13 protein-coding genes and 2 pseudogenes are annotated in these 18,114 nt (G+C 41.7%); 11 read left to right on the top strand and 4 right to left on the bottom strand.

The features are described 5' to 3' along the window. Positions 1 to 139 precede the first annotated feature (139 nt). The 5 genes from NST31_RS07050 to NST31_RS07030 all read left to right on the top strand — a co-directional run bounded on the left by NST31_RS07050 (position 140) and on the right by NST31_RS07030 (position 5,250). Positions 140 to 1,396 carry an NlpC/P60 family protein gene (locus NST31_RS07050; protein ID WP_339164739.1) on the top strand — a complete coding sequence of 419 codons (1,257 nt, stop codon included), beginning with the start codon at positions 140 to 142 and terminating at the stop codon, positions 1,394 to 1,396. Between the two features lie 962 nt (positions 1,397 to 2,358). Next, a complete protein-coding gene (locus NST31_RS07045) occupies positions 2,359 to 2,970 on the top strand; it encodes a TetR/AcrR family transcriptional regulator (RefSeq protein ID WP_339164737.1) in 612 nt (203 codons plus the stop codon). Then, positions 2,967 to 3,821, top strand: a complete 855-nt coding sequence (locus NST31_RS07040) for an ABC transporter ATP-binding protein (RefSeq protein WP_339164735.1) — start codon at positions 2,967 to 2,969, stop codon at positions 3,819 to 3,821. The genes NST31_RS07045 and NST31_RS07040 overlap by 4 nt, the downstream gene beginning before the upstream one ends. Next, the gene (locus NST31_RS07035; RefSeq protein ID WP_339164733.1) at positions 3,818 to 4,525 is read left to right on the top strand and encodes a hypothetical protein; all 708 of its coding nucleotides are present in this window, start codon (positions 3,818 to 3,820) and stop codon (positions 4,523 to 4,525) included. Before NST31_RS07040 ends, NST31_RS07035 begins: the two co-directional genes overlap by 4 nt. Further along, the gene (locus NST31_RS07030; RefSeq protein WP_339164732.1) at positions 4,522 to 5,250 is read left to right on the top strand and encodes a hypothetical protein; all 729 of its coding nucleotides are present in this window, start codon (positions 4,522 to 4,524) and stop codon (positions 5,248 to 5,250) included. Before NST31_RS07035 ends, NST31_RS07030 begins: the two co-directional genes overlap by 4 nt. A gap of 360 nt (positions 5,251 to 5,610) precedes the next feature. Here NST31_RS07030 and NST31_RS07025 read toward each other — a convergent pair whose 3' ends face one another. Beyond that, a complete protein-coding gene (locus NST31_RS07025; protein WP_339164731.1) occupies positions 5,611 to 6,345 on the bottom strand; it encodes a LysR family transcriptional regulator in 735 nt (244 codons plus the stop codon). A 119-nt stretch (positions 6,346 to 6,464) separates the two neighbouring features. Between NST31_RS07025 and NST31_RS07020 the strand changes: the two are divergent. Together NST31_RS07020 and NST31_RS07015 are read left to right on the top strand one after the other, a co-directional pair. Beyond that, positions 6,465 to 7,171: pseudogene (locus NST31_RS07020) on the top strand (class I SAM-dependent methyltransferase). A 669-nt stretch (positions 7,172 to 7,840) separates the two neighbouring features. Then, complete coding sequence (locus tag NST31_RS07015) at positions 7,841 to 9,010, top strand: MFS transporter (RefSeq protein WP_339164729.1); 1,170 nt, start codon at positions 7,841 to 7,843, stop codon at positions 9,008 to 9,010. Positions 9,011 to 9,467: 457 nt separating this feature from the next. On the opposite strand, the gene NST31_RS07010 is transcribed toward NST31_RS07015, so the two are convergent. Continuing rightward, positions 9,468 to 9,905, bottom strand: coding sequence for a DUF5392 family protein (locus NST31_RS07010; protein WP_339164728.1), 438 nt, complete (start codon positions 9,903 to 9,905; stop codon positions 9,468 to 9,470). Between the two features lie 1,035 nt (positions 9,906 to 10,940). On the opposite strand from NST31_RS07010, the gene NST31_RS07005 reads away from it, so the two are divergent. From NST31_RS07005 to NST31_RS06990, 4 genes are all read left to right on the top strand, one after another. Continuing rightward, positions 10,941 to 12,191 carry a DUF5068 domain-containing protein gene (locus NST31_RS07005; protein WP_077110366.1) on the top strand — a complete coding sequence of 417 codons (1,251 nt, stop codon included), beginning with the start codon at positions 10,941 to 10,943 and terminating at the stop codon, positions 12,189 to 12,191. Between the two features lie 373 nt (positions 12,192 to 12,564). Continuing rightward, a complete protein-coding gene (locus tag NST31_RS07000) occupies positions 12,565 to 13,245 on the top strand; it encodes a response regulator transcription factor (RefSeq protein WP_339164726.1) in 681 nt (226 codons plus the stop codon). Then, complete coding sequence (locus tag NST31_RS06995; RefSeq protein WP_339164724.1) at positions 13,229 to 14,662, top strand: HAMP domain-containing sensor histidine kinase; 1,434 nt, start codon at positions 13,229 to 13,231, stop codon at positions 14,660 to 14,662. The genes NST31_RS07000 and NST31_RS06995 overlap by 17 nt, the downstream gene beginning before the upstream one ends. A gap of 442 nt (positions 14,663 to 15,104) precedes the next feature. Further along, positions 15,105 to 16,283: a trypsin-like peptidase domain-containing protein gene (locus tag NST31_RS06990; protein ID WP_339164723.1), complete on the top strand. Its 1,179-nt coding sequence runs from the start codon at positions 15,105 to 15,107 to the stop codon at positions 16,281 to 16,283. Positions 16,284 to 16,556: 273 nt separating this feature from the next. Here NST31_RS06990 and NST31_RS06985 read toward each other — a convergent pair whose 3' ends face one another. Further along, positions 16,557 to 17,267: a DUF5058 family protein gene (locus NST31_RS06985; RefSeq protein WP_339164721.1), complete on the bottom strand. Its 711-nt coding sequence runs from the start codon at positions 17,265 to 17,267 to the stop codon at positions 16,557 to 16,559. A 153-nt stretch (positions 17,268 to 17,420) separates the two neighbouring features. Further along, a pseudogene (locus NST31_RS06980) lies at positions 17,421 to 18,068 on the bottom strand (amidohydrolase); the annotation flags it as partial. Between the last annotated feature and the right edge of the window lie 46 nt (positions 18,069 to 18,114).

Genomic DNA, 18,114 nt, shown 5'->3' with positions numbered 1-18,114 from the left:
AAAGTCATTCTGTCGAAAATTGATGTTATAATCATTATGGATTACATACAGAATGTCGGATATATGCTTTATTGACGAAATAGAGCATTTTTTAGCAGTTAAGATTACAAAGAGAGAGTTTTTAGGGGGAAACGTAAAATTGAAAAAAAGATTACTCGTATCCGTATTGGGCACAGGTCTGTTACTTTCTTCACTTCCAAATAGTGTCGCATTTGCGAATCAGAATTTGGATCAGGAGATTTCAGCGAAAAAGCAGGAGCTTTCATCTTTGCAAGCAAAAGAAAAGGAAATCAATGATCTTTTGGGAACATTGGAGGCCAAAGTGAATGAAACAAATCAAAAAATAGCAGGGGCCGAAAAAGACATTGCAAAAACGAAAGAAGAAGCGAAGCAATTGGAAACAAAAATCGCCGAGGTGAAAGAGCGGCTTGAAAAGCGCAAAGAAGTATTGCAAAATCGGGCTCGGGCCGTCCAACAAAACGGAGGTTCCTCCAACTATCTGGATATGATTGTAGAGGCGGAAAGCTTTGGAGATTTAGTTGACCGCACGATGGCAATGTCAAAAATTCTAGACGCTGATAAAATGATTATCGAGGAGCAAAAGAAAGACCAACAAACATTGGAAGCTTCTGAAGCGGAATTACAAAAGAAGTTGGCTCAAGTCGAGAGCGACTTGACCGAAATAGAAGCGTTGAAAGAACAACTTACATATCAAATGAACGATAAGAATAGTTTGCTTGCGGCCATGAAAGAGCAAAAAAATGAAGCAAATAAGGAATTGAAAGATTTAGAGATCCAAAAGGCTGCCATTCTCGCAGAAGCGCAACAAGCGAAAGAAGAGGCAGCAGCTTCCGGCAATGCAACAGCAGAATCATCATCTGGCAATGGAACAGCAGCAGCATCCGGAAATACAGCGGCTGCACAGACAACAAACACATCCGGTGGTAAGGCGGTCAAGAGTAGCAAGCCTTCTGCGCCATCCACTCCTACATTTAAAAAAGGATCATCGGCTATTGAAACAGCCATTAATGCGGGTTCTTCACTGATCGGCCGTTCTAGCTATAAGTTTGGAGGAGGCAGGTCTCCTAGTGATATCGCAAACGGATTGTTTGATTGTTCTTCATTTATCCATTGGTCCTTTAAGTCTGCAGGTGTGAGTGTCGGGTCTTCAACGGGCGCGCTTGCCTCTCAAGGAAGAGCCGTCAGCCCTTCGGAAATGAAGAGAGGAGACCTTGTTTTCTTTGATACTTACAAGAAAAACGGTCATGTCGGCATTTACCTTGGCAATGGAACTTTCTTAAACTGCAACTCTACTGATGGTGCGGCTATTGATAGCATGGGTTCAAGTTATTGGAGCGGAGTTTTTAAAGGCCACGTCAGACGTGTAGTTGAATAAGACTGAACAGCAAAAGCAGGGGGTTTTCCTCCTGTTTTTCGTTTGCGTGTTTTTTGGGTGTTACTCATTTCACAACGGTGAAACATGATATTGGCTTTTCGTTGAAGGTCTTTTGCCTAAAAACAAACCATTCAGCGCAAATGTCCATCCGCTTTCTTGTACATCTCACCTCTTTGATTTTTTTCACTGGCGTTCTTGGTGAACAAAAATCCCCTCCAATTTAATGTAATCAACCTAACTGGAGCCTTATTTGACGAATCCACAACCATTACGAATGATGCTATCCACTCATTTTATTTTGAATATTATGACTTTTGTATTCGCGCATGTTCGCTCTTTAAATCATAAAAGGGGGACAGGTATGAGCAGTATCTTTTGCAACCAATGTGCAAGTACTCATGGTGATTGTTTAAACGTAAAAAGTATAAAAGGAAAGTTCACTTTATCCCGCATGTAAAGTGCCGTAAGCCTCCCACTTCAAGATCAGAGTTGATACAAAAGGAAAAAACGGCACCTAAATGCCCGATTGGTTCAACTAACATTCAGTAGGAGCCCTACTGAATGAAGTTTCACTTTATCCCGCATGTAAAGTGCCGTAAGCCTCCCACTTCAAAATCTTGAGTGAATACAAAAGGGCTAAGTGGGAGAAACGGCACCTAAATGCCCGATTGGTTCAACTAACATTCAGTAGGAGCCCTACTGAATGAAGTTTCACTTTATCCCGCATGTAAGGTGCCGTAAGCCTCCCACTTCAAGACCAGAGTTGATACAAAAGGAAAAAACGGCACCTAAATGCCCGATTAGGTTCAACTAACATTCAGTTAGGAAATGGAAGAAAACTCCTACTGAATGAAGTTTCACTTTATTTTTTCTTTCGGCCTTTTCAAACGATCTGTTGGTATGATATTATATGAATATAAAATAAAATTATTCACACATTCACCAAGGCGGGAGACGATATAATGGCAAAAAAGTTTACAGAAGAAGAAAAACGCTTTATTCGACAGAAATTACTGACTGAAGGGAAACGTTTATTTGAAGTGCATGGCCTGCAAAAAACGAGCATCGGAGAGCTGACGAAAAAAGCAGGAATTGCCCAAGGGACTTTTTATCAGTTTTTTTCATCCAAGGAGGAATTGTATTTTGACATTATTGAACAAGAAGAGCAGGCAATACAAAGAGAATTGGTCGATCAAATTGCAACAGCCCGATTAACAAAAAGCAGCTTCGTTCATTTTCTTCAGCAAGCTATATACTCATTAGAAAAAAGCCCGATTTTACATCAGCTTCATGATGAACTTACGATGGCATTGCTGATGCGAAAATTACCTGAAGAAAAACTGGCCATGAATCATCAACGTGACGCGGATTTTCTATTGCCATTGATTGAACGCTGGCAAACAGAGGGGCAAATGCAGAAACTGCCACCGGATGTGATTATCGGTATGATTCGTGCCTTAGTTCTTTTGGCGCTGCAAAAAAATGCAATTGGGGAAGACGTATATGAGGAAGCGATGGCGCAATTTATCCAGATGATGGCTGACAGTCTCGTCCTTGAGGAGGATACTCAATGATTCAAGTTGATAATTTGGAATATGCCTATCCAAAAGCGGCCGTACCAACCATTAAAGGAGTCAATTTTCATGTTGCCGATGGTGAAATTTTTGGTTTTCTGGGTCCTTCCGGCGCTGGAAAGAGCACACTGCAAAACATTCTAACAGGGATGCTTAAGGGGTATCGCGGGAATGTTTATATTGGTAATCAAGAGCTTCGCGCGATTCAAGAAGATTTTTATGAAGAAATAGGCGTTGCTTTTGAGTTTCCAAATTTTTATTCCCGTTTTACAGTGCTGGAGAACTTGCGTTTTTTCGGCGGCCTTTATAATCGAAAAACAGAGGATCCTTACAAACTATTGAAAATGGTTGGCTTGGAACAGCATGGAAATACACGTTTTTCCAACTTGTCCAAAGGGATGAAGATGCGCTTGAACTTCTGTCGGGCCCTTTTGCACGATCCGGCGCTCCTATTTTTGGATGAACCGACTTCTGGTTTGGACCCAGTCAATAAAGAACTGTTAAAAGAGGTGATTTTGAAGAAGAAAGAAGAGGGGAAAACAATGATAGTCACGACGCATGATATGCAAATAGCCGAAGATCTTTGCGATCGTGTCGCTTTTATCGTGAATGGGAAGATTGCATTAATCGATAAACCGAGAAACTTGAAACTTCAGTATGGCCGTCGAAAATTAAGCGTTGAATATAAACTTGCTTCTACTTTACATTGCCAAGAATTTGACTTGGATGGAATTGGATCAAACATGGCTTTTATCAAGCTAATTCAAGAAAAGGAAATAGAAACGATTCATTCACAAGAAACAACCTTGGGAAACATTTTTGTGAAAGTGACGGGGAAATCGCTGGCATGAAAACATGGATGTTAATCAAAAATGATCTCAAGTTTCAATATCGCCACGGTTTTTATATGGCTTACTTTGTGTTAACGTTGATGCTGCTTATGCTCTTGTCGCTATTTTCTGGACTCGCCAAAGAACAGGCAGGGATGATCCTTTTATTAACGGAAATTAGTTCATTTGGTTCTACATTTGTCGCGGCGACCATTGTGTTGGAAAAGGAGCAAAGGCTATATGATACGCTTTTCGTAACACCTATCAACATTCATTCTTTTTTACAAGCAAAGATTCTTTCATTGGCGGCGCCAGCATTTATTAGCGGAACCATTTTGTTTGCCGTTTCGTTCGGGTTGAACACGATTCGCCTGGAGTTCATAGCGGGGATTTTTCTGACGTCCATCCTCTTTAGTTTGCTCGGCCTGGCGCTGGCGACAAGGTGTCAAAGCATCAATGGCTTTATCCTGCTGTCACTTCCTTTCGGACTCGTGCTAGCCGGGCTGCCAATCGTTCATTATTTGCAATTGATTCCGATGCCTTTTAGCATACTCCTTCCTGCGCAGGGGGCTTTACGTCTATTGAATGCGGGATTTGAACAGACAGGTTGGAAAGATGTTCTTTTGGCCGTGTTGTTATTGGCAGGATGGGTGCTCGTTTTTTATGTCTGGGCTGAGCGGTGGTTTTCCACTTACATCGTTCAAAAGGAGGCCACAAGAAATTGATGAAAAAAGTTGCACCTATCGCGTTCGCGGATGTGAAAAATATTCGTCATGACCCCATGCTTCTGCTGGCATTCATTGGTCCCATTATTTTAATAACAGTATATCAAGTGGGCGGCCCCATCGCCTTGTCCTTCTTTCAGCAAAAATTTGACTTCAACATAGCTGTTTATTCAAAAATCATTTTTTTAGTCTTTTTATTGCTATTGCCGTTGCTTACGGGAATGGTAGGGGGATTTTTAATGCTGGAAGAGAAAGATTTGCAATTGATTTCTTATTATTCAATCACTCCGCTTGGGAAAAAAGGGTATTTGTTTTATCGATTAATAAGTCCTTTCGTGATGACGATTGTTGCGGTCTTTCTATTTTTTCGGCTGGCTTCTGTCGTTGAGATGTCCATTTTTTGGAGCGTCATCATTTCCTGTATTGTCTCTTTGCTGGCCCCGTTGTTTTCGTTGTTTTTAGTGGCTTATGCGACAACAAGGGTTGACGGATTTGCCTTGAGTAAAATGGCAAGCTTTTTGATTACCGCTCCTTTTATTCTCTTTTTTGTTCCAAAAGGAATGCAATGGCTTGCCGGCGTTCTCCCTACTTTTTGGATCGTGAAATTCATCGAAAGTGTTTGGAACAACAGTGGGCAAAGCATCCTGTACGGAATGTGTGCCTTGTTCATTCATCTGCTCATCTTATGGTATTTTTATAGAAAGTGCGTCAGGAATATCCATTAGACAAAAATCTTCCTCTGGAACATCTTGGCGGGAGTTTAAAGGGCAAGTATTTCAGTTAATAAAAACATCGGGACCGTTACGATCCAAGTCGAATCTTTTGCTATGAACCCTTCTTTAATTTTGAGTAGGGAGTTCGATTGGATCGATCATACGGTGCTATCTTTTCTACCTACTTATTTTACTGCCGGCAAATGGGCTGTGCAGTGATCTGCATTTTTTTCATATATGTTGAAAAAAGCTCTGGCATTCATACTGATATATCTATCTTTTTGGTAGGTAAATACTAATGTACGAGTAGGATTTGAACGTAATGGGAAATAGACAAGGGAGCTTTGGCAAGCGCTTTGTTGAATCACCATTTCAGGAACGATCGATGGTAATTCCCAGGCCATGTCCTACAAGCGCTTGTGCTGTTTCAATACTGCTAGTTTCATAAGCGATCTGTGGTTCAAACCCATCCCTCGCGCATAATTCCAATACTGTGCGGCGAAAGCCATAACCTTTCTTCAATAAAATAAACGGACAATGAGCAAAATCCTGAATAGACAAGGGATGCTGTTTTTCTTTTACAGAAAGATTTTGTGGCAGAACAAGATATAGTGGTTCCGTAAACATTGTTTTCGTATGTAAACGGGAGTCTTCTATTGGGAGAGACAGAATGGAAACATCCACCACCCCTCTTGCTGTCAAGTCTATTAATGTTTCCGTTGATTCTTCTATGAGTTCCACTTTGACATTCGGATATTGTTGTTTATACGTTTTCAAAAGGGGGGGCAAAATAAGTCCTCCTGTAATCGCGGTAGATCCAATCTTTAATTCGCCCCTTATTCCTTCTTTGCGTTCAAGCATTTCACGTTTTAGATCATGACGCATTTGTAAAATCTTTTCAGCCTTCTTCACAAATACAAGGCCATCAGGTGTTGCTTGCACTGGAGAGCCGGGTTTTCGGGAAAATAAAGATACGCCCAGTTCTTGTTCCAATTTGGCAACTTGTTTACTCAAGGATGGCTGGGCGATATGAAGCTGGTTGGCGGCTTTTGTAAAACTCTTTGTTTTATATATTTCTAAGACATACTCAAACAGTCTCATGTCCATCGCATTCCCTCCATAGCTTACAGCTATTAAAATAATAGATTTTATATCTTGGATGAATATTTATTTTATACCTTATAATGAAAATATCAATATTTTTCATTGTAAAGAGGTGTTATGGCATGAATGCTAGCAATGTGTGGAAGGCGGATTTATATGATGATAAATTGCATTATGTATCTCGTTTTGGGAAGTCTATTTTAGGGCTGCTTCATTCGCAAAAGGGAGAAAGAATCCTTGATTTGGGATGTGGAACAGGGGATTTGTCATATGAAATCTCGAAATCAGGCGCGCTGGTGACAGGAATGGATTCATCAGATGAAATGATTGCAAAGGCTCGTGAAAAATATCCTTCCATACCGTTCTTCATTGACGATGGTGAAACGTTTAGAACAAATGAAAAGTACGATGCTGTTTTTTCCAATGCCGCCCTTCATTGGTGGCAGAATTCGGCGGTAAAGGGAATGTCCAAACGGTTATTTGGGGTATAACCGAGGTGCTTGGCCAGGAGTATGGAGTGGATGCTGCAAAAAGAAATCCATGGTACTTCCCCAGTATAGGGGAATATAGCGCATTATTGGAGAAATGTGGGCTGAATGTAACATACGCCCATCATTTTCTAAGACCGACCGTATTGCCGGATGGAGAAAAAGGACTGTATCATTGGCTGGCAGGTTTTGCAGATGATTTTTTCCCCGAATTTTCCGAAGGAGAGAAAATGGTTCTTTATGGAAAAATAAAGGATAAGATTGAACCATATTTATGGAAGGATGGGGTATGGGAAGCGGATTATAGCAGAATTCAAATCATAGCAGTGAAGGCATCATGACAAATTTTCATTCCCAACAAGATGTGGCACGGTCATTGCATTGCTTGCTATTTGTGTTTCTAATGGACATGTCCCGCTAAGATTCATTTGCAACGTTCTACATTATAAGTTAGTTGAACTTTTTCAAACCAACACTGAATGGGATATAATGAATGCTAAAATCAATCGGGGGAGAGGGAAGAAAAACCGATGTTTGCTCTGCATGATTTGGGGTTCTACCCTTTGAATAACACTGGTGGATACTGTTTCGGGGCTCGTCAGTAATGCTAAATTCAACCGCCGCAGAAGTCATAATTTGACTGTAGCACCTATGTCCCGGTTTGCGCTGGACTAGACTTCCAAATAATAGTGTCCATCCAAGGGGAAAAACCAAAAAACGCACTGTCTCTTGTTAATTATCCGCGAAATAAGAGGGTCCAAAAAGTCTGGTTTTGTCACTCTTTGATTTTCTTAGCTTACAACCAATAGTGGCTGGAACAAGATACTAATAACAAACTATGTGGAGAAAATCCTTATTTTTTTCTCCACATTTTTTGGGGCTTTTTTCCCGATCTTCTTTTTTTTCGCAGAGATACTGAATTTTTTTCAAAATGATTGACTCTTATCCTTGGAAAGGATTATATTGTTTCTTGGATATTCCTTAATGGAATAACAGAAGGAGATAGTCAGATGAAAAACCAAAATATGACGTTAACCATATTACTTATAAATCTTTTTATTGCCTTTTTGGGGATTGGGCTGGTCATTCCGGTACTTCCGACCATTATGAATGAATTAAAGTTATCGGGCTCGGTTGTGGGAAATTTGGTGGCGGCCTTTGCCATTATGCAATTGATCATGTCACCGATCGCGGGGCGCTGGGCAGATAAGTATGGGCGTAAAAAAATGATTGTCTACGGCTTGTTCATCTTCAGTCTTTCCGAATTGTTGTTTGGGCTTGGTAAAACAGTCGAAGTTCTCTTTGCTTCCCGCTTTCTCGGCGGTATAAGCGCGGCGTTTATCATGCCGGCGGTTACAGCGTTTATTGCTGATATTACAACAATGGCGACCCGCCCGAAAGCACTGGGCTACATGTCGGCCGCCATTTCGACGGGGTTTATTATTGGCCCGGGGTTTGGGGGATTTTTAGCTGAAATTGGACCGCGAATTCCTTTTTTTACTGCGGCCGTATTCGCGTTGATTGCGGCGGTTTTATCCATGTTTACTCTTCGGGAGCCGGAGCGGAATCGGGATGAGGCGGCTCTTAATCAAAAAGCCGGTATCAAACGGATGTTTATCCCGATGTATTTTTTCGCTTTTATCATTATTTTCATTACGGCATTCAGTTTGGCGGCCTTTGAGTCATTATTTTCTCTCTTTGTTGACCATAAATTTTCCTTCACGCCAAAAGATATTGCGATTGTCATTACCGGTGGTGCGATTGTGGGTGCGGTTGCGCAGGTCGCCTTTTTTGACCGCTTGACGAAACACTTGGGCGAAATCGGCTTAGTGCGGTATTGCCTGATCGTTTCAGTCATACTTGTTTTCCTGATGACTACTGTCACTTCTTACTTCCACATTCTTTTTGTCACATTTATCATTTTTGTCGGTTTCGACCTGATTCGCCCGGCCATCACATCTTATTTATCCAAAATCGCCGGCGATGAACAAGGGTTTGTAGGCGGCATGAACTCGATGTTTACAAGCATTGGAAATGTGTTGGGTCCGATTATTGGCGGCATTTTATTTGATATAGATTTAGATTACCCTTTCTATTTTTCATCCGTCTTTTTATTGGTAGGTGTCGCGCTGTCACTTGCTTGGAAAAAGCCGGAACAAGAGTCGTCTAGTCCTGATTGACGGGTTTTGGTGGCAATTTTTGGCATTGTGAATAAAAAACGGCAGGGACCTGAATGCCTGCCGTTTTTTTTAAGCGCTGATTCGCGCGTTTTAAGATGCTCCAAGGGCCTCGGCCAAATTCGCGAATGTGACCGATGTGGTTATTTGCAGCACATGGAACAGATCTTTGTCGTTGGAAATGTTCAAGCTCTTTCGGCCGATTTAGGATGCTGTTGCTTGGAGTTTTCGCGGTCTTAATGATCGGCGTTAATCCACGAATGCAGTTTCCAATCTTCAACGGCCGTTTAGCAGGCCGCCCCTATGAATAGGAAATTGCCGCTTTCTTGCTCTGCTAGTTCAGTGAGCCAGTAGTATGGCATCGTCTTTATGGATAAAAAGCTTCCGCGCGTTTCATGATGGGAGATGGAAGTCTCGAACAATGGAACTCTTGAAAACTCCCGGATCAATGTTTGTTTCTTTATGGATGAAAATAGTGGTTTTCTTTGTTTTCGGCCTCCAAAAACTTGACAAAATAGTTGATGGCCAAAATGGGAGATTCTTTTACCAATGACGTATATTTTCTTTTCAAGGAAGCGGAAGCGATATCGCTTTTTTCAATACGGTTGATTACATAATCCGCACTGACTTTTTGAATTTCTTTGCGTTGTAGCTTTGCTTCTTTCCATAACGCCATGCCAAGTGCTCCTATTATGGCATAAAGGATGATCGCCAGGATCATTTTTTGCTTATCGGGAATGAGAAATAAAACCGTTACCAGGTTGAAAATGGAGATTAGGATTAAAGGGATTGACCAAAATCCATACTTCGATGCCTTTTTTAAGAGCGGGGCGATTTTCTCATTCAGCTGTTCAAGTTCCCTCTGGATAAAGGGAGGGATATTTGTCATCGGAAACATGAGATTCACTCCTCTTATTCATTTTGAATCAGCAACAGTTCTGTGATCTGCCGCAAGGTAAAAAAGCGTTTCCATCTATTTATCTTTAAACAGCAATCGGAAAGTAGTGTTGAAAAAGGACTCCTATTCCATTGCCTTGGGTTCGTGTGGAAAAGTCTTCCTATTTTGAAGACCTGGGAACCAAGTAGCCAAGTAGCCAAGTAGCCAAGTAGCGGAAAAATCATTCCATACTCGCATCTTCATTTGGTTTAAGTCAATTAGGTCTTTTTAGTTTGTCATCGCACGTTACGAGCGACAGCGTTTGCTGATTGGTTTGTCTCTGTTCTAACGTTTCATCGGCTAATGTTCGACGTGGAACTTATCGTTTACAACTTTTTGCATGTAATATCATTATATTAACAGTACTTTTATAAGGATTCCACCTATTACAAGTTCGATTTTATCAGTATTTTGAAGTTTTGCTAGGAAACCTATCTTCATTCGCTTCTTTGGAATGTATGAAAAAGTGAGAAGTTGTCATCACCCTCATTACACATTACATGACTGCGCTCCACTCATATTAGGATAGATTAGTGTATTAAAAAATCGTCAAACTAACGACAAGTATTGCATTGAATATAAGCTAATGCAATCTATTAAGAAGTTGATTTAACGCTTCAAATAGATAGGAAACAATCCAGAGAGCCGCGGCGTTCTCTACTTTTACCATAGCCCAGCCAACAACTCCAAACCATATACACGAAAATCCGATTGCCCCCCTTAAATTCATGGTATGTTCCACGAAATGCATTTCTTTTGTGACATGGTGTGTGGTAAGTTGTGAAATGGATATTATTCAAAATTCCAATAAGAATACTCGGATTACGCCGATAGCATGTTTTTTTTGTATAAAAAAGGAAATACCTGAATCAAAGTAACTATTTACCTGAATTTGTCCGTTTGGGTCATTTGTTTCGTTTTCCCTCAAATTCCCCTCAGATCACTTGGATAATGCTATGATGTGTTAGAAAATTAATTGTAAAAGGGGACAATAGCATGAATGTAAAAAAATTAACCTTATACGCGATTGCCTTAATGATCCTTTTGTTGGGAGCATGCGGAAGTAAGGAAGATGACAAAAAAGGCGAGTCAAAGCCTGCCGCGACAGAAGAGAAAGCGGATAAAGCAAAAGAAAAAGAGGATGAACAGAAAGCAGACGAGAAAGACTCCGCCGACAAAGAAGACGATGGCGCTGTTTTGAATCCGTATATCGAAGAGGAAACCGGCGGAGATGTCGAGGTTGTGTATACAAACAAAAATCCCGGGCTGAAACATGCTTACAAGGATGATGTAACAATTGAGATTGATGAATACCAAATTGTCCGTGTATCGAATATGAATGAGTCGCGGAAAGCGGATTTCGACGATCAAGATGAAGGGTATGTACTCACCTATAAAATGACATTAGATAACCAATCAGATGAAGATGTCTATTTCTCACAAGGAGTGACACTGCAATCAGACGATGGCGTGGATGACCTTGGTAAAAGACAGCATTTGGTTGACAGAGATAAATGGCTGAAGGATGAAAGCACGGAAAATGTTTCCCAGTTTTCAAAAGGGAAAAGCTTCACAGGGATGATCGCCCATACGATGACGAAAGCACAATTTGATAAATTGACTGCTCCTACTTTAACAATTGATAAGTTATTCTTGAATGACGATGTAGCTCAAACACTGGGGGAAGAGGCTGTATTCAAATTGCCTTTTAACGAAAAGGGTACCGAGAAAGCCGAAACATCATCGACGTTGTACCAAGATAAAATGGTGACAGACAATATTGCGGATAAAGAGGTCTTTTTTGAAAAGACGGATATTAACGAAACAAAAGAAATAGATGGCGTTAAAATTACGCTCGACGGCGTTCAGTATGCGAATGTGACCCCGACGGCAGCACACGCAGAAAGATTTACAAACTTCGGAGACGGTGAATTAGTTGCATTGACAGTAAAAACAACCATTGAAAATGGCAGTGAGACTCCTTTTGATAAGTTTTTCATTGAAAGAAAATTGACCGTTGATGAAAACCGCGGAACGATGTTGAACCAAGGCATGCTGGAGCCGAATTATAGCGGATTATTCAATCCTGGGGACAAAGAAGAAATTTTGACCGTCTTCTTGTTTAGAAAAGATGAATTTGACATCTTTAAAAAGTTCCAACTTCAAGTTGGACCGCTTGCTGATGAAAATGCGAAAAAGCTGTTCAAGGAAAAATCCGTTACATTTGACATACCTATGAAACAATAGAGGGTTCGATCCGTTTCAAAATGATGGATTCATTTTGAAACGGATTTTTTCGTTGGCGGGTTTTACATGATCATTGATGGTATGAGTTCATCACTTTTGACATCGTAAGCCTGATTTGCCTGTACTCATTTTTTTAAAAAACAAATGCAACAATGGGAACCATCATCAGAAGAGGCAGTTTCACAGTATAAGGAGAAAATTGCTTCATGATAGGGGGCACATCCCATATAAAATGGGTATTGGTGGAGAATGCTTCTTCGAAGTTTCATGTTTATCAGACTTGACATGTCGCTGACATCTTTTCATGATATAGTCAATAAACCAAAAGGGTGGCCGATTGGTACAACCGGTCAGAGACATTGGAGATGGAAAGATGGAAACCATACTGATTGTAGAAGATGAATATCCTATTAGCCAAGTGTTAAAGGTGTACTTAAGAAAGGCCCATTTTCAAACAGAGCTGGTTTCAAACGGAAAAGAAGCGTTAATCAAGTTTGATGAAGTAAAACCGGCTTTGGTATTGCTGGACGTGATGCTTCCGGGAATCGATGGCTGGGAAATATTAAAAGAAATCAGAAGAAAAAGCGATTGTCCAGTTATTATGTTGACGGCGCTCGGGGAAGCAAATCACCGGGTGGATGGTTTGAACAAGGGGGCAGATGATTACATTTCCAAACCGTTTATTGGAGATGAAGTGGTGGCAAGAGTAAAGGCGGTTTTGCGAAGAGTGAAACGGGATCACCATCAAGTGAAGCAATATGGAAATTTGGCAATAGACCTTCAGGCTCATCGGGTGACAGTAAATGGAACAGAAATCAGTTTAATACCGCGGGATTTATCGTTGTTGCTTTTTCTGGCTGAACATCCTAATCAAACATTCACAAGAGATCAGTTGATCGAGCACGTATGGGGCTGGGAATATGAAGGCAGTGACCGCGCGGTTGACTTATCGATTAAACGTTTAAGGAAGTCTCTTAAGGATTGGCCCAAAGAAGAAGGAGAAATCAGAACACTCAGGGGATTGGGGTATCAGCTTAGTGTCAAAAACGACTAAAAAAAGGGTGCCGCTGCAACGTTATTGGACGACGCGATATTTGCTTACCATTTTGGTTGGCTTAACAATTATCGCAGTGGTATCAGCCTTGTGGATCAGACATACGACATTGAAAAACAGATTGCATATGATGGAATTTATGGCTGAGGAAATGGTGAGCCGAATGGTCAATCAGCAGGATCGCGAAATGCTTCCTGGTGAAAATTCGTCCGGTCTGTTTCCTGAACGTGGGCACTTGATGGATATGGAAAAAAATCCATTGATTTACATTGCTGACCCGCAAGGAATTATTCTGGCGAGCAACCGTCCGGAACATCCTTGGCAAGGACGGCTGGATGCTGCAATTCTCAACGAGGAAAGTGATGTGCAAAAGCTTTCGGAAGATGGGGGAGCCGAGCCCTTGTATGTCGTGAAAAAGCCGATAGAATCGGAATCTGTTTTATTCGGATGGGTTGTAATCGCTGAAACGGAAAGTAATTTGACGAAAGTGAAACAGGAATACCGTCAGCTTTTCATTATGATAATCGGCCTTGCTTTGCTCGGTTGGGCTGCTATTTATATTGTATCCAGGAAGTTATCCCACCCCATTCAAGAGGTTTCCAAAGCGGCCCGACAAGTTCGAAATGGGGACTATCAAATCAGTCTTCCAAACGATGCCAAGGCGGAAGAAGTACATGAACTAATCCATTCCTTTAAAGAAATGTCGCAGCAGCTTCAAAAGCTGGAGGCTCTTCGCACCGAGCTATTGGCGGGAGTGACACATGAATTGAAAACACCGGTAACATCCATCAGCGGCCTATTGCAAGCTGTGAATGACGGTGTCGTCAGTGGAGAAGAAGCGAAAGAGTTTCTGGAAATTTCCTTAAAAGAAACGGCGAAAATGAGAACAATGGTGGAGGACTTACTGGCTTTCAACTCTTTTGCGGCAAGCGCTGTTCCTGTTTCTTTAAAGACTCAATCACTTAATAAACTTGTCAAAGATGCTGTCCACCAATGGAAAGTGGGACAAGAACTGGGAGATTTGGTTGTGGATGTTGAGTTGCTTCAGGAAGAAGAGAATGTCCGAGTAGATCCCGTAAGATTTCAGCAAATTATGACGAACCTTCTAAACAATGCCAAGCAGGCGATGGACTCGCCAGGAAAAATAGAAGTGACCGTCAAAAAATCGATCAATACTCTGCACATTGATATAAAAGATACAGGAAGCGGAATTCCACAAGAAGAACAGCCTTTCATCTTTGAACGATTTTACCGCGGCCATGAGAAAAAATATAAAGTGGGAGGATTGGGGCTAGGACTCCCGTTCAGCAAAATGGTGGCCCAGGCCATGGATGGTGATTTGGAGCTGATTAAAAGCACTCCAACAGGCACGATTTTCAGGATATGCTTACCAAAGATCGCTTCATCATTTATATAAACTGCTATTTTTACATCCAGCAGTTTTATTTTTTTATAAAAAATGCATAAAATAAGACCGAATCGTTTGGTTGGGCGGAAAGGAACGACCAAGTGCAGGCGATCTTGCCAGGGTGTCGCCAACAGGACGTTCAAGTGTCGCGTACGTTACAAGAGAAGAAAAGGCCTGCCAGCGTCTCATCGCACGGAAGGAAAAGCACCAACTCTGATGAGTGTGGGTGTGGCCATTAACTCGAGATCGCCAACAATCAGATTAACTGTGCTGCTGCGGCACTAAGGCATATTCATCATGATATGAGGAAGACAGCAGGCATGCTGTAGTGGCTAAAAACGCCTTTTATCCCGGCTTGCGCTTTTCTTTTAAAACAACGCAAGCCGGACATCTGTTTGACACACTGTCTCTTTATAGTAGTTCATATAAAAGCACTTATTGGAGGGTGTTAATGATGGACAAGCAAGTAAATAAAAGATCAGTCGTTAAACGGTTTTTATCAACGGCCGCCGCGGGAATGATCGGTGCAGTCATTACACTGGCTTCTTTACAGTATATAGGTGGTTTTCAATCAAGTTCTCAAAAAGTGACTGAAACGGCTCCATCCAACGTCAATACGCAAAATGTCTCGGCCCAATCTGTTTCATTTGCTGATATCGTTGAGCAAGCTTCCAAAGCTGTTGTGGGAGTAGTAAGTGAGAGGCGCAGCAACGACCCGTTTCAACGAGCGGCTGGTGAAACGTCTGGAAGCGGCTCCGGAGTCATTTTTAAAAAGACAGATGATGCCGCCTATATAGTGACCAATAATCATGTGATCGAAGGAGCAAATCAAATAAATATCTCTTTACATGACGGCAAGGAAGTCGCGGCGGAACTCGTTGGCGCCGATCCGTTAACAGATATTGCCGTATTAAAAATGAAAAAAAGTGATGGCATCACACCAATACGATTCGGGGATTCCAGTTCGCTCCGGGCGGGCGATCAAGTCGTTGCGATCGGAAATCCGCTGGGGCTTGATTTGTCTAGAACGGTTACTCAGGGGATTATCAGTGGGGTGAATCGTACTATCGAAATGACGACCTCTGCGGGTGCTTGGAACTTTGACGTCATCCAAACTGATGCCGCGATCAACCCCGGAAACAGCGGGGGCGCCCTTATTAATACAAAAGGGGAACTTGTAGGCATTAACAGCTTGAAAATTGCCGAAAAGGGTGTGGAAGGATTGGGGTTTGCCATCCCGAGCAACCAAGTTTCTCAGATTACGGAAGAATTGATTAAAAACGGGCAGATTGTCCGCCCTTATTTAGGTGTGAGTGTCATGAGCCTGGACAAGGTTCCATCCGTCTATTTGGAGAATCTTCCCAAAAATGTTAAAGAGGGAGTCTTCGTTGTTTCAGTAGATGAGGGCAGTGAAATAGCGAAAGCGGGATTAAAAACCCAAGATGTCATTGTTTCTGTTAATGGAAAAGCGATTAAGAGCGAGAGTGACCTTCGTAAAGTTTTATATACAGAGATGAACGTTGGTGATGAAGTATCATTGGAAGTCTACCGATTGGGGAAAAAACAAACGTTCAACGCGAAGCTTGCCAGCAATCAGCAACTGGAAATGAAAAATGATAGCAACTCTTAGAAAAGCTTAATAGGCTCGCACTTATGGCCGTATGTGATTTTGCGGCTGGGAGAAACGGCACCTAAATGCCCGATTGGTTCAACTAACAGTCAGTAGGCGATGGAAGAAAACGCCTACTGAATGAAGTTTCACTTTATCCCGCATGTAAGGTGCCGTAAAAAAGCCTCCCACTTCAAAATCTTGAGTGAATACAAAAGGTCTATTTTGTTTGTAATACGTTTTGTGGATCAAGGGCCTCCTCATAAAAGAATTTCTAAAAACATTGCTCCCCGGTTAAATGAGAGACATAAGGTAGCCGCTATACATGCCAACCATCATCGCTATGGCCAATGACCATTCTTTTAACCAAGTTTTACCGGTCTTTTTAGCAAAGAATAATACCGCAAACAATGTAAAAATGGCCATAAATCCTGCAACCGCCGAACTGATGTCTATGACCATTTTTTCAACAGCCAGGTAACCAAAAGCACCCATCATGGCAGCCGCGGAAACGATCCCCATTAACTTTGGGTTTTTGGCTTTCAGTTTGTTTTGAACATTTCCGAGAGATTTTGTAAAAAGAAAGGTAAATAGGAGCCAGCCCATTCCACCAAGACACATGGTCCAAACAACGGTTGAAAAAGCTTCAACTGTAAAAGATTCGGTTCCCAGACTGCTACCAAAAGCGTTTGCGCCTATTTCGGCTGCGGCAGCTTCAGTTGATGCCGATCCTATAATGCCAATTCTCATCATGGTTAAGGGCGACCCGATTAATGCAATCAGAGAAATGATCACAATCCCGAGGCTAAAAAATGGACCAATAGAACCGATCAATCCGGTTTTCATCGCGGTTTTCACTTCTTTGGATGTCATCCCAACTTCGATCGCCGCTTTTTTAGCCAATCTTATAAACATCAATGCTTGGAAGATCACGATGCATATAACAGTAAACGCAATCATCCATAGAGGAACTGTACTGAAAGCTGTCATTACTTCTTTTGTCATGAACCTGTTCTCCTTTCAACTGTTTTATCGCAAAACGGTTATTGGATCGTTTCTTTATCCGCAGATGAAGCATGTTCTTTTGTGGATAAGTAGTTTAAAACTAAGCCGATAAAAAGTTTGCCGATATACAGGATTGCTTTTTCATCCACATCAAATCTTGCTGCCTGCGACAAGGGGATCGACTGTCAGGTGGGGAGTAGCCGCATGACCGCCTTTTCCACAAATTTCAATTTCAAATATATCTCCATTGGCTATCGTATATCCTTCTCTTATGCCAACCGTCCCAAGCGAATCCAGCGAGCTGACATGAACTCCATATACAACATCAACGTTTTGTAAACAGCCATACTCAATCATGGATTTGGCTCCACCCGGAATCACTTCTTCCGCGAATTGATGAATAAAAACAACATTTCCTTCTAGGGATTCCCGGTTTTCACTTAATACTTTTGCGACACCCAAAAGAGCGGCTGTATGCAGATCATGTCCGCAGGCATGCATGACACCAGGGATGCGTGATTTATATTCAACATCTTTTTCATCTTGAATGGGCAATGCATCGAAATCCGCCCGCAGTCCCACTGTCTTCTCAGGTTTGCCTCCTTTCAGCAATCCAACCACCCCACGGCCGCCCACATCTGTTTTGACCTTTAAGCCGATAGAAGATAGATAGTCTGCAATTTTTGCGGGTGTGTGTATTTCCTTATGGGAAAGTTCCGGATACATATGTAAATCTCTTCTAAACTTGATCAATTCAGGATATATCTCTTCCAGTTTTGTAAAATACTGTTCCTGTAACAAGTGGCATCCCCCTTATCAATATTGGTTTGGTGTCCTTGTGCTTAAA

It is taken from the genome of Siminovitchia sp. FSL W7-1587 (assembly GCF_037963795.1).
Lineage (GTDB): Bacteria > Bacillota > Bacilli > Bacillales > Bacillaceae_C > Siminovitchia > Siminovitchia thermophila.
The sequence above is the reverse complement of the archived record's forward strand: the minus strand, read 5'-3'. Positions and strand labels throughout refer to the sequence as shown.

Coding starts and splice junctions, on each gene's coding strand:
- NST31_RS06985 (WP_339164721.1), bottom strand. CDS start 17,267: ATGACAAAAGAAGTAATGACAGCTTTCAGTACAGTTCCTCTATGGATG.
- NST31_RS07010 (WP_339164728.1), bottom strand. CDS start 9,905: ATGTTTCCGATGACAAATATCCCTCCCTTTATCCAGAGGGAACTTGAA.
- NST31_RS07035 (WP_339164733.1), top strand. CDS start 3,818: ATGAAAACATGGATGTTAATCAAAAATGATCTCAAGTTTCAATATCGC.
- NST31_RS07040 (WP_339164735.1), top strand. CDS start 2,967: ATGATTCAAGTTGATAATTTGGAATATGCCTATCCAAAAGCGGCCGTA.
- NST31_RS06990 (WP_339164723.1), top strand. CDS start 15,105: ATGATGGACAAGCAAGTAAATAAAAGATCAGTCGTTAAACGGTTTTTA.
- NST31_RS07005 (WP_077110366.1), top strand. CDS start 10,941: ATGAATGTAAAAAAATTAACCTTATACGCGATTGCCTTAATGATCCTT.
- NST31_RS07025 (WP_339164731.1), bottom strand. CDS start 6,345: ATGGACATGAGACTGTTTGAGTATGTCTTAGAAATATATAAAACAAAG.
- NST31_RS07015 (WP_339164729.1), top strand. CDS start 7,841: ATGAAAAACCAAAATATGACGTTAACCATATTACTTATAAATCTTTTT.
- NST31_RS07045 (WP_339164737.1), top strand. CDS start 2,359: ATGGCAAAAAAGTTTACAGAAGAAGAAAAACGCTTTATTCGACAGAAA.
- NST31_RS07000 (WP_339164726.1), top strand. CDS start 12,565: ATGGAAACCATACTGATTGTAGAAGATGAATATCCTATTAGCCAAGTG.